Raw genomic sequence first — 14,209 nt, 5'->3', positions numbered from 1 at the left:
CCACTGCGATGATCAACATTACTCTTCCCGACGGCAGCCGCCGCGAATTCGAAAATCCCGTCAGCGTCATGGAGGTCGCCCAGTCGATCGGCGCCGGCCTGGCCAAGGCCACCATCGCCGGTGCCGTGGATGGCGTGCTGGTCGATGCCAGCGACGTCATCGACCACGATGCCAGCCTGCGCATCATCACCGCCAAGGACGAGGAGGGCGTTGAGATCATCCGCCACTCCTGCGCCCACCTGGTCGGCCACGCCGTCAAGCAGCTGTACCCGGACGTGAAGATGGTGATCGGCCCGGTGATCGCCGAGGGCTTCTACTACGACATTTACTCCGAGCGCCCGTTCACCCCGGACGACATGGCCGCGATCGAGAAGCGCATGGGTGAACTGATCGCCCAGGACTACGACGTCATCAAGAAGGTGACGCCGCGCGCCGAAGTGATCGAGATCTTCAAGGCTCGTGGCGAGGACTACAAGCTGCGCCTGATCGAGGACATGTCCGACGACATCCAGGCGATGGGCATGTATTACCACCAGGAATACGTGGACATGTGTCGCGGCCCGCACGTGCCGAACACGCGCTTCCTGAAGGCCTTCAAGCTGACCCGCATCTCCGGCGCCTACTGGCGTGGCGACGCGCAGAACGAACAGCTGCAGCGCATCTACGGCACCGCCTGGGCCGACAAGAAGCAGCTCGAGGCGTACATCAAGCGCATCGAAGAAGCCGAGATGCGCGACCACCGCCGCATCGGCAAGCAGCAGGACCTGTTCCACCTGCAGGAAGAAGCGCCGGGCCTGGTGTTCTGGCACCCGAAGGGCTGGGCACTGTGGCAGGTGGTCGAGCAGTACATGCGCAAGGTGTACCGCAAGACCGGCTACGGCGAAGTGCGCTGCCCGCAGATCCTGGACGTGAGCCTGTGGCAGAAATCCGGCCACTGGGACAACTACCAGGACGCGATGTTCTTCACCGAATCGGAGAAGCGCACCTACGCGCTCAAGCCGATGAACTGCCCGGGCCACGTGCAGGTGTTCAACCAGGGCCTGCACAGCTACCGCGACCTGCCGATCCGCTATGGTGAGTTCGGTGCCTGCCACCGCAACGAGCCGTCCGGCGCGCTGCACGGCATCCTGCGCGTGCGTGGTTTCACCCAGGACGACGGCCACGTGTTCTGCACGGAAAACCAGGTCGAGGCGGAAGTGACCGCGTTCCACCAGCAGGCGCTGGCGGTCTACCAGCACTTCGGCTTCGATGAGATCCAGGTCAAGATCGCGCTGCGTCCGGAATCGCGCCTGGGCGATGACGCTACCTGGGACAAGGCCGAGGGCGCGCTGCGCTCGGCACTGTCCAGCAATGGGGTGGAGTGGCAGGAGCTGCCGGGCGAGGGCGCCTTCTACGGCCCGAAGATCGAGTACCACCTGAAGGACGCGATCGGCCGTACCTGGCAGCTGGGCACCATGCAGGTCGACTTCATGATGCCGGGCCGTCTGGGCGCCGAGTACGTGGACGAGAACAGCCAGAAGAAGCACCCGGTCATGCTGCATCGCGCCATCGTGGGCTCGATGGAGCGCTTCCTGGGCATCCTGATCGAGCACCATGCCGGCCAGTTCCCGACCTGGCTGGCGCCGACCCAGGTGGTGGTGGCCAACATCACCGACGCTCAGGCCGAGTACGTCTCGGGCGTGACCAAAACCCTTGCGGAGCAAGGCTTCCGCGTCAGCTCGGATTTGCGTAACGAGAAGATCGGCTATAAAATCCGCGAGCATACGTTGCAGCGCGTGCCCTACCTGCTGGTCATTGGTGACCGCGAGAAGGAAAATGGGGCTGTGGCGGTGCGTACGCGTTCTGGCGAAGACCTGGGCAGCATGAGCCTGCAGGCCTTCATCGAGCGGCTCCAGGCCGAGGGCGCGTAAGCAAAGGTCCGGTCCGGGGGCACAGGCACCCGGACCGGTTCGATACCCTTGGGAGAACGTAATATCAGCACCCCTGACAACAAACAGAACCGCAAGAATCAGGAAATCCGTGTGCCGCGCGTCCGCGTGATCGGCAGTGACGGAGAAATGATCGGCGTGTTGTCGCGCGACGAAGCGCTGTCCATGGCCGAAGATGAAGGCCTGGACCTGGTCGAAATCCAGCCGCAGGCCGATCCGCCGGTCTGCAAGATCATGGACTTCGGCAAGTTCAAGTTCGAAGCGCAGAAGAAGGCCAGCGAGGCCAAGAAGAAGACCAAGCAGGTCGAGATCAAGGAAGTGAAGTTCCGTCCGGTCACGGACGAGGGCGACTACCAGATCAAGCTGCGCAAGATGCGCGGGTTCCTCGAGGATGGTGACAAGATCAAGGTCAACATCCGTTTCCGTGGCCGTGAAATGAGCCACCAGGAACTGGGCCGCGAAATGGCCAACCGGATCGAGACCGATCTGGGCGAGGACATCGTCATTGAATCCCGTCCGCGCCTGGAAGGGCGTCAGATGGTCATGATGATCGCGCCGAAGAAGAAGACCTGAGGCCTGACGGGCCGCCTTCCGGGGCGCCTGGCTGAATGGTTCAGGGTAGAGGGGCGCCATGGGCGTCCCTTTGCTTTTGCAGGAAGCCGGTGAATTGCCGGCGAAAGGGTTGCAGGGGCTGGTGGCAGGGCGGTTTTGCCTGTATCATGCCCGGCTCGACCCACCCAGGACGGGTCGTACGCCGATCATGGCAGGACGGAAAGAGCGGCCCAGGCCGCCGCCAGATCAGTCAGAAACCAGGGTCATATCCCATCAAGGACATTGCAATGCCCAAGATCAAGACCAACCGGGCAGCGGCCAAGCGTTTCCGCAAGACCGCCTCGGGCAAGTACAAGTGCGGCCACGCCAACCGTAGCCACATCCTCACGAAGAAAGCGACCAAGCGTAAGCGTAATCTGCGTCAGACGGGCCATGTCCGTGCAGAAGACGCAGGCCGTCTGGACCGCATGCTCCCTTACCTCTGAGGAACTGAAAAATGGCACGAGTTAAGCGTGGCGTACAGGCGCGTCGCCGCCACAAGAAGATTCTGGATCTCGCCAAGGGCTATTACAACGCCCGTCGCAAGGTCTTCCGCGTCGCCAAGCAGGCGGTCATCAAGGCACAGCAGTACGCCTACATCGGCCGTAAGCAGAAGAAGCGCAACTTCCGTTCGCTGTGGATCACCCGTATCAATGCGGCTGCCCGCATCAACGGCCTGAGCTACAGCCGCTTCATGAATGGTCTGCTGAAGGCCGGCATCACCCTGGATCGCAAGGTCCTGGCTGACATCGCCGTGCACGACGCAGCCGGCTTTACCGCGCTGGCCGAAAAGGCCAAGGGCGCGCTGGCGGCATAAGTCCTTCCCGATGCCGTAACCGTTCACTCGGAACGGTGTCAGGTCAAGGCAATGCATGGGGAAGGGCGCAAGTCCTTCCCCATTCTTTTTTGGGTCCCGGCGAGGCCATGACGGCAGCGCGGGGACGGCGGTGGCGACAGGGGTCGGCCCTTCGCGCATCGCGATGGCAGATCGACTGGAGTTCCGGCCCCCCATGAGCGACATCCAATCCCTCACCACCCAGGCGCTGGCCGATGTGGCCGCCGCACAGAGCCCCGACGTGCTGGAACAGCTGCGGGTGGCCCTGCTTGGCAAGAGTGGCAGCATCACCTCGCAGCTCAAGCAGCTCGGCGCCTTGCCGGCCGACGAGCGCAAGGCCGCCGGTGAAGCGATCAACCAGGCCCGCGACGCGCTGACCCGCGCGCTGGGCGAGCGCAAGGCGCTGCTGGAAGACGCGGCACTGGATGCGCGCCTGGCCGCCGAAGCCATCGACATCACCCTGCCGGGCCGCAATGGCGACCGCGCCGGCCTGCATCCGATCACCCGCACCCTGGAGCGCATCACCGGCATCTTCGGCCGGCTGGGCTACGAGTTGTCGGAAGGGCCGGAGATCGAGGATGACTGGCACAACTTCGAGGCGCTGAACTTCCCGCCGCACCACCCGGCGCGCGCCATGCACGACACCTTCTACTTCGGCGACGGCCGCCTGCTGCGCACGCATACCTCCGGTGTGCAGGTGCGCTACATGGGCGACCACGCGCCGCCGCTGCGCATGATCGCCGCCGGCAAGGTGTACCGCAGCGACAGCGACCAGACCCATTCGCCGATGTTCCACCAGGTGGAAGGCCTGCTGGTGGACGAGCATTCGACCTTCGCCGACCTGAAGGGCACGCTGGCCGAGTTCGTGCGCGCCTTCTTCGAGCGCGACTTCGAGATGCGCTTCCGCCCGAGCTACTTCCCGTTCGTTGAACCGGGTGCGGAAGTGGACATCGCCTGGCAGCAGCCCGATGGCAGCACCCGCTGGCTGGAAGTGCTCGGCTGCGGCATGGTTCATCCGAACGTGCTGCGCAACGTCGGCATCGATCCGGAGCGCTACACCGGCTTTGCCTTCGGCATGGGCGTGGAGCGCTTCGCGATGCTGCGTTACGGCGTCAACGATCTGCGCGCGTTCTTCGAGAACGATGTGCGCTTCCTCAAGCAGTTCGCGTAAGCGCCGGTCCGTAGAGTCGAGCTTGCTCGACTGCTTCTAAATTCGCAGGCCCAGGCGCATGCGCCGGGCCCACCAGGGTGACACCATGAAATTCTCCGAAAACTGGCTGCGCAGCCACGTCCCGACCCGCGCTTCGCGCGATGAACTGAGTGCGGTGCTGACCGCCATCGGCCTGGAAGTGGAAGAAGTGACCGCGCTGGGCGAAGGCCTCGAGCACGTGGTCGTGGCGCGCATCGTCGACGCCGTACGCCATCCGGAAGCCGACCGCCTGCAGGTGTGCAAGGTCGATGCCGGGCAGGGCGAGCTGCTGCAGATCGTGTGCGGCGCACCGAACGCACGTCCGGGCCTGGTTGCGCCGCTGGCGATGGTCGGCGCGCAGATCGGCGAGCTGAAGATCAAGCCGGCCAAGCTGCGCGGTGTCGAGTCCAACGGCATGCTGTGCTCGGCCAAGGAGCTGGGCCTGGACAACGATGCCTCCGGCCTGCTGGAGCTGCCGGATGACGCACCGGTCGGCCAGGCTCTGGTCGAGTACCTGGGCCTGCCGGACGCCAGCATCGAGATCAAGCTGACCCCGAACCGCGCCGACTGCTTCAGCCTGCGCGGTATCGCCTACGACGTCGCCGCGGCCACCCGCAGCGACGTGCTGGATTTCACCGCCGAGGCGATTCCCGCCATCGGCAGCCGTGAGCTGGCCATCCAGCTCGACGCCGGCGCCGAAGCACCGCGTTACCTGGGCCGCGTCATCGAAGGTGTCAACGCCGCCGCCAGGACCCCGCTGTGGATGGCCGAGCGCCTGCGCCGCAGTGGCGTGCGCCCGGTCTCGCTGCTGGTCGACATCACCCAGTACGTGATGCTCGAGCTCGGCCAGCCAATGCACGCCTACGACCTAGGCACCCTGCAGGGCAGTATCGCCGTGCGTCGTTCGCGTGCCGGCGAGAGCCTGAAGCTGCTGGACGGCCGCGACGCCGCGCTGGACGACAGCTTCCTGGTCGTGACCGACGCCGATCGTGCGGTCGGCCTGGCCGGCCTGATGGGCGGCTTCGACACCCGTGTCACCGACGCCACCACTGCCGTGTTCCTGGAAGCCGCGCACTTCGCCCCGGCAGCGATCATGGGCCGTGGCCGCAAGCTGGGCCTGCACACCGATGCCGGCCACCGCTTCGAGCGTGGTGTCGACCCGGCACTGCCGCGTACCGCCATCGAGTACGCCACCCGCCTGGTGCTGGACCTGGCCGGCGGTACCCCGGCGCCGGTCACCGAGGCCGTGCGTGAGGCCGACCTGCCGCAGCCGGCAACCATCGTGCTGCGCCGCGCCCGCATCACCCGCGTGCTCGGCATCACCGTCGACGATGCGGAAGTCGAGCGCATCCTGCGCGCGCTGGGGATGGACGTGGTTGCCACCGCCAACGGCTGGCAGGTCACGGCGCCGAGCCGCCGCTTCGACATCGCCATCGAAGAAGACCTGATCGAAGAGCTGGCGCGCATCCACGGTTACGAGCAGATCCCGACCACGCTGCCGGGCGGCGCCTCGCGTGTGGCGATGCCGAGCGAGACCCAGCTGGACGCGCTGAGCGTGCGTCGCCAGCTGGTCGCCCGTGATCAGCAGGAAACCGTCAACTTCGCCTTCGTCGACGATGCGCTGCTGACCCAGTGGCAGCTGCGCGACAACCTGGTGCCGCTGGCCAACCCGCTGTCGGCCGAACTGGCGGTGATGCGCCCGTCGCTGCTGCCAGGTCTGGTCGCCACGTTGGGCCGCAACGCCGCTCGCCAGATCGGCCGCGTGCGCCTGTTCGAACTGGGCCGCGTGTTCGCCCAGCAGGCCGGCGACGGCCGGCCGGCGCCGCTGGAAACCCCGCGCGTGGCCGCTGCGGTCTGTGGTGATGCACAGGCACTGCAGTGGGGCATGCCGGCCCGCAAGGTCGATTTCCATGACCTGAAGGGCGACCTGGAGTCGCTGGCCGCTGCCAGTGGTGCGGTACTGGAGTTCCGCCCGTCGGCCCGTGCCTACGGCCACCCGGCCCGTTCGGCCGAGGTGTTCCGCGATGGCGTGGCGATCGGCTGGATCGGCCAGATCCACCCGCGTCTGGCCAAGGCAATGGACATCGAAGCCGACGTCTATGCCTTCGAACTGGACCTGGAGCCGCTGACCGCCCGCCGCCTGCCGCGTGCCGGTGAACTGTCGCGCTTCCCGGCAGTGCGTCGCGACCTGGCATTCCTGGTGCCTGAACAGGTGGCCTGGGCCGATCTCGCGGCCACCGTCCGCCAGGCCGCTGGCCCGCTGCTGCGCGACCTGAACCTGTTCGACCGCTACGTCGGCCAGGGCGTCGAGCCGGGATTCAAGAGTCTCGCTATGGGCTTGATTTTGCAGGACAAGTCGCGCACTCTGACGGACCGCGACGTGGATGCGGTGGTGGCCGAGGCGGTCACTGCCATCGAGCGTGAACATCACGCCCGGATCCGCGGCTGAGCGGGCAGCACTCGGGGGTAGCAGGCAATGGCATTGACCAAGGCGGAGATGGCGGAAAAGCTGTTCGACGAAGTCGGTCTGAACAAGCGGGAAGCCAAGGAATTCGTCGACGCGTTTTTCGATGTGCTGCGTGAAGCATTGGAACAGGGACGTCAGGTGAAGCTGTCGGGCTTCGGCAATTTCGATCTGCGGCGCAAGAACCAGCGCCCGGGTCGCAACCCCAAGACCGGCGAGGAAATTCCGATTTCCGCCCGTACGGTGGTCACCTTCCGTCCGGGCCAGAAGCTCAAGGAGAGGGTGGAAGCTTATGCTGGATCCGGGCAGTAACCGCGAACTACCGCCGATCCCGGCCAAGCGCTACTTCACCATCGGTGAGGTCAGCGAGCTGTGCGACGTCAAGCCGCACGTCCTGCGCTACTGGGAAACCGAGTTTCCCAGCCTTGAGCCGGCCAAGCGCCGAGGCAACCGCCGCTACTACCAGCGCCACGACGTGCTGATGGTGCGGCAGATCCGCAGCCTGCTGTACGAACAGGGCTACACCATCGGTGGTGCACGCCTGCGTCTGGATGGCCCCGATGCCCGCGAGGAATCGGCGCTGAGCAACCAGATCATCAAGCAGGTGCGCATGGAGCTGGAAGAAGTGCTGCAGTTGTTGCGCCGCTGATCCCATTTCCATCGTAATCCGCTATACTTCACGGCCCGCCGCACTGGCGGGCACATCGCAGCATCAGTCGGGGCGTAGCGCAGCCTGGTAGCGCATCTGCCTGGGGGGCAGAGGGTCGTCGGTTCGAATCCGGCCGTCCCGACCACTGTGATGAATCAAGAAGCCTGCGCAGCGATGCGTGGGCTTTTTTGTGCGCGCGGTGTATGCTGCGCGCCACTCGTACTACCGCGGCTGCTGAACCCGGTACTCACGAGAACACATCATGGAATCTGCAAGAAACCGTGCCTGGCGTCGCAGCCAGGCGCGCAACCGTGGTGGCGACCGCGCCACGACCGCCTACAGCTACAAGCCCGAGAAGAACTGGAAGCTGCTGTACACGCGCGATGCCCAGCTTGCGCGCGCACGCCAGCTGGGCTTCACCTATCCGGTGCTCAGCGCCCGCCAACTGCAGGAACAGGAATGATCAACCTGCTGTTCGTCTGCAGCCGCAACCAGCTGCGCAGCCCAACCGCCGAAGCCATGTGGCGACGGCGGCCAGGCTTCACTGCGCTGTCGGCCGGCACCAGCCCGCATGCACGACGCCCCATCGGCCCGGCGGACATCCGCTGGGCCGATGTCATCTTCGTGATGGAGGCCAAGCACCAGCATCGCCTGCAGGCCGCATACGCGCGCCTGCTGGAACACAAGCGCCTGCATTGCCTGGATATCCCGGACGACTATTGCTGCATGGATCCCGTGCTGATGGATCTGCTGGACACCAAGGTGACCGCGTATCTCGATCAGCTGCCGGCAAAGCGGTAGATCAGCTCCGGGTCGCCGTCATCCAGTCCATGCACGATGCCGCTGTCGATGAAGCCCGATGCAACGAGCAGGCGCTGCATGGCGATGTTGGAGGCATTGGTCGAGGTGAACAGCTTGCGTTGTCCACGCTGTGCAATCGCGTGCCGCAGCAGTGCGGCGCCGACGCCCTGGCTGCGCCGCTCGCGCGCGACCATCAGCATTTCGACGAAGCCTTCGCCGAAGAAGTGCTCATGGAGGGTCATGTAGCCAACGATCTCGCGCTCCTGCTCGGCAACATGCACGTTGCCCCGCGCCAACCACTCGCCAATCTGTTCCGCCCGTCGAGGGTCGCTTGCCGCCACGCTGTCGAGTGCGATCAGCGCGGAGGCATCGGCGGGCGTCGCGTCGCGGACGCGCAGCGCAGTCGCAGCGGGCATGGTCGGGCTCCTGACAGGAGGGCCCAGTCTATCGGCTCTGCCGCAGGCGCAGCCGCACCCGCCGCAGCCAGCGCGTGCTCGGCAGTCAATACACGCGGAACTCGGCCCGGCAGCCGTCGCTGACCCACACGCCGCGGCGGTCCCAGCCCCAGTTCTGGTCCTCGATGCAGGCCGTCACCGACTTCTGCTTGATCAGGCGCACCTCGTGGCGCACACGGATACGGCATTCCTTGTCCTTCTTTTCGTAGGACTCGCAGACCAGGCGCTCGCCATCATCGTCACGGTCCCTGCCGCGGCCCGGCCAGCGTCCGCGCCCATAGCCGTCAGCGACGAACTCGGCGCGGCAGCCGTCGGTCACCCACAACGTGCGGCGGCTCTGGCCCCAGTTCTGGTTCTCCACGCACCGGGTCACCGACAGTTGCCTGGCCAGGCGCATCGGGCCTTCGATCGGGCATTGCGCGGTCTTGTTGAACTGCGATTCGCAGCGCAGCGCCGGAATGTGATCGGTGTCGTAGTCCTGTGCGGCCACGGTGGTGGCGGCCAGCAGCAGGGCAAGGGAGGTGCCGGTGATCGTCAGCAGCAGGCGATGGGACATGTGCAGGCTCGGTGGGGATGGGGCGGCAAGAATGGCCCAGTCCGGGGCTGCCGGAACGCTTCGTTCCGAAGATGGCTCAGTGGCGGTTTAGTAGTACGCGCGGGCCCATGCAGAGGCTTACATCCCGTATCATCGCTGCACATCCGATCGCATCGGTTTACACCCTCTTACATGTCTCCCACGCCGGTCGGCACAGCCTGTGGCTGTTGTCACTGGCATGCGGCCGGCGCGTGGAGGAGGATGCGCGGACCACGACGACCACAGGGGGTTGCGTTGATCAGCAGTACCGTCATTCATCGCTCGGCCGACGCAGGTGGCGCCGAGGTGCGGGTCCTGGACACCACGTTCAAGGGCAAGCATGTGTTCATTGCCTGGGGCCTGCGCGGGCCGGAACTGACCCGCAGCGCGGACCCGGCTGCCACCGTGGCCGCACGCAAGGCGCTGCACGCGGTTGCCGGCCACAGCGAGGGGCCGCGCAGCCCGGAAGTGTTCATCGCCAACCAGTCGGCGGTGGCGATCACGGTCTATCGCCTGCTTACCGAGGCGCGCTCCGGCGATGCCATCTTTTTCCTGTGCGATTCACAGGCGGTGGTCGAGTGGCTCATCACCGCGCTGGAAGTGAAGGGCGCGGACTGATTCCGCGCTCCGGCGCGCATCGATTCACGCCAGCGCCGCGTCCACCGCAGCCCGTGCGTGCAGTGCAGTGGTATCGAACAGCGGCACTGCGCTGTCTTCCGGTCGTACCAGCAGCATGATCTCGGTACAGCCCAGGATGATGGCTTCGGCACCGCGCGCCACCAGTCTCGCGATCACGCCGGCGTAGACCTGTCGTGAGTGCTCGCTGACCACACCGGCGATCAGTTCCTGGTAGATGATGTCGTGCACGCTGCGACGATCATCGGCTTCGGGTACCAGTACCTCCAGCCCGAAGCGCTCCTGCAGCCGGCCGCGGTAGAAGTCCTGTTCCATGGTGAAGGCGGTGCCGAGCAGGCCCACCTTGCGTGCGCCTGCCTGCACGATGGCCTGGGCGGTGGGGTCGGCGATATGCAGCAGCGGCAGTGGGCAGACCGCCTCGATGCGGTCGGCCAGCTTGTGCATGGTGTTGGTGCAGATCAACAGCAGATCGGCGCCACCGGCCTGCAGGCGCCGTGCAGCGTCGGCCATGTGGTCGCCCAGCGCATCCCAGTCGCCGTCATGCTGCAGCTGCTTGATGCCGGCGAAATCCACCGACCACAGCAGCAGCTGCGCCGAATGTGCGCCACCGAGGCGCTGCCGCACGTCCTCGTTGATGAGCCGGTAATACTGCGCCGAGCTTTCCCAGCTCATGCCGCCGATCAGGCCAAGGGTCTTCATGCACAGCTCCATGCCGGGGAGCCGTCATTGCAGCACAGCCGATGCGGGAGTTGCACTACACATTAGTGATTGCTAATGTGTTGGTCATGATCGAGAACGCCCTCTTCAAAGCGCTGGCCGACCCCACCCGCCGCCACATCTTCGAAAAGCTGGCCGGGGGCGGGCAGCATGCCAGCGCGCTGCGCGAGGGCATGGCGATCAGCCAGTCTGCGATGTCCCAGCACCTGGCGGTGCTGCGCGATGCCGGGCTGGTGAGCGAACAGCGCCAAGGCCGTTTCGTCCACTACGAGGTCGATCCGCGCGGGCTGGCGCACATCGGCAACTGGCTGCAGCGCTACCGGGCCTACTGGCCCGCGCGGATGGATGCCTTGCAGGATCTGCTGAAGGAGATGGACTGATGGACGATGTTCTGAACGAAGCGGCTCCCGTGTTGGTGATGGAGCAGTGGCTGCCAGCGCCACCGGAACGGGTCTGGCGCGCACTGTTCGATCCGGCGCTGCGTGAGCGCTGGTTGCCTGCGGCCGATCTTGCCGATCCGCAGCCCTGCCTGTGCGAGGAGGGGCGGGAGCTGGGGTTCCGCCTGCGCGATGCGCAGCCTCCGCATCTGCACAGCCTGGTGTGTTTCCAGCTGCGCGCGGATGACGGCGGGGGGACGGTGCTGACCATCGTGCATCGGCTCACCGACCTGCGCGCGCTGCTGCCGTTGGCCGCCAACGACGATCATCGCACCATGATGCGCGCGGCCTGAGCCGGCGCCTGGATCGAACGCTACAGGGAGCAGGCACATGCGGGACAGAATGCAGCTGATACCAATGGTGGTGGAACGCAGCGAGTGCGGTGAGCGCTCGCATGACATCTACTCGCGGCTCCTGCGCGAGCGCATCATCTTTCTCAACGGTGAAGTCGATGACACTGTGTCGGCGCTGGTCTGCGCGCAGCTGCTGTTCCTGGAATCGGAAAACCCGGAGAAGCCGATCCATCTGTACATCAACTCGCCGGGTGGAGTGATCTCCAGCGGCCTGGCGATGTACGACACCATGCAATACATCTCGGCCCCGGTGCATACGCTGTGCATGGGCACCGCGCGGTCGATGGGTTCGTTCCTGCTGATGGCCGGCGAGCCCGGTCACCGTGCGGCGTTGGCCAATGCCAGCCTGCATGTGCATCAGCCGCTGGGCGGGGTGCAGGGCCAGGCGTCGGACATCTTCATCCATGCCGAGGAAATGCAGCGCACCAAGCAGCGCATCACCCGGCTGTATGCGCAGCATTGCGGACGCAGTGTCGAGGAGGTCGAGCAGACCCTGGACCGCGATCGTTTCATGAGTGCCGAGCAGGCATGCGAATGGGGCTTGATCGACCAGGTACTGGTACGGCGCGACGCGCTCGCGGCCTGAGCCTGCCTCTGTAACCACCGCATCCATGCTGCGCTGTGTGTGCCGCGCCAGGCCGGCGCACTCTATGCTGGTGGGATCTTCTGAAGTGGATGTCCGATATGGCCCTGCATACCTGGTGGTGGTTCCTCGCCACGGTGTTCGTTCTGTGTGGTACGCCGGGGCCGAACATGCTGCATATCCTCGGTCGCAGCGTCGGGCTCGGCTTTCGCGGTAGCGTGCCGGCGATGGCTGGCTGCCTGCTGGCGATGCTGCTGGTGCTGGCGGCCTCCGCAGCAGGCTTGAGTGCGCTGCTGCATTCCTCGCCGATGCTGTTTGAGGTGCTGCGCTATCTGGGCGTGGCCTATCTGGCCTGGCTGGGCCTGAAGGCATGGCGTGACAGTTGCCGGCCGGCACCACCGGTGACGGTCGATGCCGCGCTGCCGGTTGCGGCGTCGCTGGGCGCGTGGAAGGTGTTCCGTGGTGGCCTTCTGGTGGGCCTGAGCAATCCCAAGCTGCTGCTGTTCGCTGCGGCGTTCCTGCCGCAGTTCGTCGACCCGTCGCGTGGCCAGGCGCTGCAGTACAGCGTGCTGGTCGCCACCTTCGCCGGCTGCGAACTGTTCTGGTACGTGATGTATGCCACCGGTGGCCATGGCCTGCGCCGATGGTTGGCCAAACCCTTCGCGCGGCGCTGGTTCGAGCGGCTGGTGGGTAGCGTGTTCCTGGCCTTTGCGGTGGCCCTGCTGCGTTTCCGCCCGCGCTGATTCACGCCGCGCACGCGGCCTGTTCACGACTGCCGCATCGGCTACGGCCTAGCCTGATCATCCAGTACGCAGTCCCCACGGGGAAAGGTTTGACATGATCAAGTGGGCCATCATCTTCGCCATCATCGGCGTCATTGCGGGCGTGCTCGGCTTCGGCGGCATTGCCGGCGCCGCGGTCGGCATCGCCAAGTTCCTGTTCTGGGCCGGCATCATCATCGCCGTGGTGCTGTTCCTGCTCGGCATGACCGTAGCGAAGAAGGTCAGCTAGCGTTGATCGCGCAGCAGCGTACTCAGTGTGCGCTGCTGCGCGAGAACAGATTGATCACCAGTACGCCAGCACAGATCAGGCCGATGCCGATCAACGCCGGTGCATCCAGGCGCTGCTTGAACACCACCAGCCCGATCAGCGAGATCAGCGCGATGCCGACGCCGGACCAGATCGCGTAGGCGATGCCGGTCGGGATCGACTTCATGGTCATCGACAGCAGGTAGAAGCACAGTCCATAGCCGACCAGCGCGCCCAGTGTCGGCGCCAGCCGGCTCATGCCGTCGGATGCCTTCAGCAGCGACGTGGCAATTACTTCCAGCACGATGGCAGCGGCAAGGTAGAGGTAGGGATTCATTGAGCGCTCCTGCTTACTGCGGGTCGCATAGTTTCAGGGCCTGTTCGGCCATCGCCAATGCGTTGGCGCGTTCTTCCTCGTCCAGCGGTCGCCCATAGGCCGTGGCCCAGTAGCCATCGGCAGCGCAGCGCGCCGCATACAGTCGGGGATCGTTGGCTTCGCCGGCGAACTCGGCCAGCATCGCACGCTTCCAGGTACGCCAATGCGCGAGCAGGGCTGGTTCCATCAGGTTGCCCAGGGTCAGGCCGATGTCGTTGTCCTGTTCCTGCTGCAGCAGATGCTCGAAATTGGCCTGCACATAGGCGCGGCTGAAACGGCCATACCCTTCGGGGTTTTCCTGCAGCAGGGCACGTACCCGCGCTTCGAATTCGCCGATGAGCGCTCCGATGGCTTCATCCACCAGTGCCTGCTTGCTGCTGAAATGATGGAACAGCGCACCCTTGCTGACACCGGCGGCCTGTGCGACGTCCTGCACGGTCAGCGCGGCCAGGCCATTACGGCCGATCACTTCAATGGTGGCCTGCAGCAGTGACTGGCGCACGCTGTCGGGCGCCTTGCGGCGCGAGCGGGAGGGGGATGCGGACATGGCGGGAAGAAACCGACTGGACGGTACGATTGTAACGCAGGCCCG

The 14,209-nt window shown here is 65.5% G+C and carries 21 protein-coding genes and 1 tRNA gene; 17 read left to right on the top strand and 5 right to left on the bottom strand.

The features are described 5' to 3' along the window. Positions 1-8: 8 nt before the first annotated feature. The 11 genes from thrS (at position 9) to N7573_RS12370 (ending at position 8,457) form a co-directional block, all read left to right on the top strand. The gene (thrS, locus tag N7573_RS12420) at positions 9-1,910 is read left to right on the top strand and encodes a threonine--tRNA ligase (RefSeq protein ID WP_049401217.1); all 1,902 of its coding nucleotides are present in this window, start codon (positions 9-11) and stop codon (positions 1,908-1,910) included. A 63-nt stretch (positions 1,911-1,973) separates the two neighbouring features. Then, a complete protein-coding gene (gene infC / locus N7573_RS12415) occupies positions 1,974-2,501 on the top strand; it encodes a translation initiation factor IF-3 (protein ID WP_074725076.1) in 528 nt (175 codons plus the stop codon). A 266-nt stretch (positions 2,502-2,767) separates the two neighbouring features. Beyond that, the gene (gene rpmI / locus N7573_RS12410) at positions 2,768-2,965 is read left to right on the top strand and encodes a 50S ribosomal protein L35 (protein ID WP_005410436.1); all 198 of its coding nucleotides are present in this window, start codon (positions 2,768-2,770) and stop codon (positions 2,963-2,965) included. An 11-nt stretch (positions 2,966-2,976) separates the two neighbouring features. Continuing rightward, the gene (gene rplT, locus N7573_RS12405) at positions 2,977-3,336 is read left to right on the top strand and encodes a 50S ribosomal protein L20 (protein ID WP_006380762.1); all 360 of its coding nucleotides are present in this window, start codon (positions 2,977-2,979) and stop codon (positions 3,334-3,336) included. Between the two features lie 193 nt (positions 3,337-3,529). Beyond that, positions 3,530-4,525, top strand: a complete 996-nt coding sequence (locus tag N7573_RS12400; RefSeq protein ID WP_005417865.1) for a phenylalanine--tRNA ligase subunit alpha — start codon at positions 3,530-3,532, stop codon at positions 4,523-4,525. An 85-nt stretch (positions 4,526-4,610) separates the two neighbouring features. Further along, complete coding sequence (pheT, locus tag N7573_RS12395) at positions 4,611-6,992, top strand: phenylalanine--tRNA ligase subunit beta (protein ID WP_279912800.1); 2,382 nt, start codon at positions 4,611-4,613, stop codon at positions 6,990-6,992. Positions 6,993-7,019: 27 nt separating this feature from the next. Next, complete coding sequence (locus tag N7573_RS12390) at positions 7,020-7,319, top strand: integration host factor subunit alpha (RefSeq protein WP_005410432.1); 300 nt, start codon at positions 7,020-7,022, stop codon at positions 7,317-7,319. Beyond that, complete coding sequence (locus N7573_RS12385; protein ID WP_005410431.1) at positions 7,300-7,656, top strand: MerR family transcriptional regulator; 357 nt, start codon at positions 7,300-7,302, stop codon at positions 7,654-7,656. The genes N7573_RS12390 and N7573_RS12385 overlap by 20 nt, the downstream gene beginning before the upstream one ends. 68 nt (positions 7,657-7,724) lie before the next feature. Then, positions 7,725-7,801 (top strand) — tRNA-Pro (locus tag N7573_RS12380). A gap of 117 nt (positions 7,802-7,918) precedes the next feature. Then, the gene (locus N7573_RS12375; protein WP_279912801.1) at positions 7,919-8,119 is read left to right on the top strand and encodes a hypothetical protein; all 201 of its coding nucleotides are present in this window, start codon (positions 7,919-7,921) and stop codon (positions 8,117-8,119) included. Then, positions 8,116-8,457: a phosphotyrosine protein phosphatase gene (locus tag N7573_RS12370; protein ID WP_279912802.1), complete on the top strand. Its 342-nt coding sequence runs from the start codon at positions 8,116-8,118 to the stop codon at positions 8,455-8,457. Before N7573_RS12375 ends, N7573_RS12370 begins: the two co-directional genes overlap by 4 nt. Here N7573_RS12370 and N7573_RS12365 read toward each other — a convergent pair. Together N7573_RS12365 and N7573_RS12360 are read right to left on the bottom strand one after the other, a co-directional pair. Further along, positions 8,436-8,873, bottom strand: a complete 438-nt coding sequence (locus N7573_RS12365; protein ID WP_279912803.1) for a GNAT family N-acetyltransferase — start codon at positions 8,871-8,873, stop codon at positions 8,436-8,438. The two genes, N7573_RS12370 and N7573_RS12365, sit on opposite strands and share 22 nt — an antisense overlap. Positions 8,874-8,958: 85 nt before the next feature. Continuing rightward, entirely contained in the window at positions 8,959-9,468 is a 510-nt protein-coding gene (locus N7573_RS12360) for a DUF3011 domain-containing protein (RefSeq protein ID WP_032128662.1), read from the bottom strand. 240 nt (positions 9,469-9,708) lie between these two features. On the opposite strand from N7573_RS12360, the gene N7573_RS12355 reads away from it, so the two are divergent. Next, complete coding sequence (locus N7573_RS12355; RefSeq protein WP_343238910.1) at positions 9,709-10,104, top strand: hypothetical protein; 396 nt, start codon at positions 9,709-9,711, stop codon at positions 10,102-10,104. A gap of 24 nt (positions 10,105-10,128) precedes the next feature. Here the strand turns inward: N7573_RS12355 and N7573_RS12350 are convergent, their stop codons facing one another. Continuing rightward, positions 10,129-10,821 carry an aspartate/glutamate racemase family protein gene (locus N7573_RS12350; protein ID WP_279912805.1) on the bottom strand — a complete coding sequence of 231 codons (693 nt, stop codon included), beginning with the start codon at positions 10,819-10,821 and terminating at the stop codon, positions 10,129-10,131. 86 nt (positions 10,822-10,907) lie between these two features. Between N7573_RS12350 and N7573_RS12345 the strand changes: the two genes are divergently transcribed. From N7573_RS12345 to N7573_RS12325, 5 genes are all read left to right on the top strand, one after another. After that, positions 10,908-11,219 carry a metalloregulator ArsR/SmtB family transcription factor gene (locus tag N7573_RS12345; RefSeq protein WP_012511690.1) on the top strand — a complete coding sequence of 104 codons (312 nt, stop codon included), beginning with the start codon at positions 10,908-10,910 and terminating at the stop codon, positions 11,217-11,219. Continuing rightward, positions 11,219-11,569 carry a polyketide cyclase gene (locus tag N7573_RS12340; protein ID WP_279912808.1) on the top strand — a complete coding sequence of 117 codons (351 nt, stop codon included), beginning with the start codon at positions 11,219-11,221 and terminating at the stop codon, positions 11,567-11,569. The genes N7573_RS12345 and N7573_RS12340 overlap by 1 nt, the downstream gene beginning before the upstream one ends. Positions 11,570-11,606: 37 nt before the next feature. Further along, positions 11,607-12,215 carry an ATP-dependent Clp protease proteolytic subunit gene (locus N7573_RS12335; RefSeq protein ID WP_279912810.1) on the top strand — a complete coding sequence of 203 codons (609 nt, stop codon included), beginning with the start codon at positions 11,607-11,609 and terminating at the stop codon, positions 12,213-12,215. 98 nt (positions 12,216-12,313) lie between these two features. Next, entirely contained in the window at positions 12,314-12,955 is a 642-nt protein-coding gene (locus N7573_RS12330; RefSeq protein ID WP_279912811.1) for a LysE family translocator, read from the top strand. Between the two features lie 94 nt (positions 12,956-13,049). Next, positions 13,050-13,223, top strand: a complete 174-nt coding sequence (locus N7573_RS12325; RefSeq protein ID WP_006380555.1) for a DUF1328 domain-containing protein — start codon at positions 13,050-13,052, stop codon at positions 13,221-13,223. A gap of 22 nt (positions 13,224-13,245) precedes the next feature. On the opposite strand, the gene N7573_RS12320 is transcribed toward N7573_RS12325, so the two are convergent. Next, on the bottom strand, positions 13,246-13,578 hold the full coding sequence (locus tag N7573_RS12320; protein ID WP_279912812.1) for an SMR family transporter: 333 nt from the start codon (positions 13,576-13,578) through the stop codon (positions 13,246-13,248). Positions 13,579-13,591: 13 nt separating this feature from the next. Further along, entirely contained in the window at positions 13,592-14,164 is a 573-nt protein-coding gene (locus N7573_RS12315) for a TetR/AcrR family transcriptional regulator (RefSeq protein WP_279912813.1), read from the bottom strand. Between the last annotated feature and the right edge of the window lie 45 nt (positions 14,165-14,209).

Source organism: Stenotrophomonas sp. GD04054, assembly GCF_029836955.1.
Taxonomy (GTDB): Bacteria; Pseudomonadota; Gammaproteobacteria; order Xanthomonadales; family Xanthomonadaceae; genus Stenotrophomonas; species Stenotrophomonas maltophilia_A.
The sequence above is the reverse complement of the archived record's forward strand: the minus strand, read 5'-3'. Positions and strand labels throughout refer to the sequence as shown.

Coding starts and splice junctions, on each gene's coding strand:
- thrS (WP_049401217.1), top strand. CDS start 9: ATGATCAACATTACTCTTCCCGACGGCAGCCGCCGCGAATTCGAAAAT.
- rpmI (WP_005410436.1), top strand. CDS start 2,768: ATGCCCAAGATCAAGACCAACCGGGCAGCGGCCAAGCGTTTCCGCAAG.
- rplT (WP_006380762.1), top strand. CDS start 2,977: ATGGCACGAGTTAAGCGTGGCGTACAGGCGCGTCGCCGCCACAAGAAG.
- N7573_RS12400 (WP_005417865.1), top strand. CDS start 3,530: ATGAGCGACATCCAATCCCTCACCACCCAGGCGCTGGCCGATGTGGCC.
- pheT (WP_279912800.1), top strand. CDS start 4,611: ATGAAATTCTCCGAAAACTGGCTGCGCAGCCACGTCCCGACCCGCGCT.
- N7573_RS12390 (WP_005410432.1), top strand. CDS start 7,020: ATGGCATTGACCAAGGCGGAGATGGCGGAAAAGCTGTTCGACGAAGTC.
- N7573_RS12385 (WP_005410431.1), top strand. CDS start 7,300: ATGCTGGATCCGGGCAGTAACCGCGAACTACCGCCGATCCCGGCCAAG.
- N7573_RS12375 (WP_279912801.1), top strand. CDS start 7,919: ATGGAATCTGCAAGAAACCGTGCCTGGCGTCGCAGCCAGGCGCGCAAC.
- N7573_RS12370 (WP_279912802.1), top strand. CDS start 8,116: ATGATCAACCTGCTGTTCGTCTGCAGCCGCAACCAGCTGCGCAGCCCA.
- N7573_RS12365 (WP_279912803.1), bottom strand. CDS start 8,873: ATGCCCGCTGCGACTGCGCTGCGCGTCCGCGACGCGACGCCCGCCGAT.
- N7573_RS12360 (WP_032128662.1), bottom strand. CDS start 9,468: ATGTCCCATCGCCTGCTGCTGACGATCACCGGCACCTCCCTTGCCCTG.
- N7573_RS12355 (WP_343238910.1), top strand. CDS start 9,709: ATGCGCGGACCACGACGACCACAGGGGGTTGCGTTGATCAGCAGTACC.
- N7573_RS12350 (WP_279912805.1), bottom strand. CDS start 10,821: ATGAAGACCCTTGGCCTGATCGGCGGCATGAGCTGGGAAAGCTCGGCG.
- N7573_RS12345 (WP_012511690.1), top strand. CDS start 10,908: ATGATCGAGAACGCCCTCTTCAAAGCGCTGGCCGACCCCACCCGCCGC.
- N7573_RS12340 (WP_279912808.1), top strand. CDS start 11,219: ATGGACGATGTTCTGAACGAAGCGGCTCCCGTGTTGGTGATGGAGCAG.
- N7573_RS12335 (WP_279912810.1), top strand. CDS start 11,607: ATGCGGGACAGAATGCAGCTGATACCAATGGTGGTGGAACGCAGCGAG.
- N7573_RS12330 (WP_279912811.1), top strand. CDS start 12,314: ATGGCCCTGCATACCTGGTGGTGGTTCCTCGCCACGGTGTTCGTTCTG.
- N7573_RS12325 (WP_006380555.1), top strand. CDS start 13,050: ATGATCAAGTGGGCCATCATCTTCGCCATCATCGGCGTCATTGCGGGC.
- N7573_RS12320 (WP_279912812.1), bottom strand. CDS start 13,578: ATGAATCCCTACCTCTACCTTGCCGCTGCCATCGTGCTGGAAGTAATT.
- N7573_RS12315 (WP_279912813.1), bottom strand. CDS start 14,164: ATGTCCGCATCCCCCTCCCGCTCGCGCCGCAAGGCGCCCGACAGCGTG.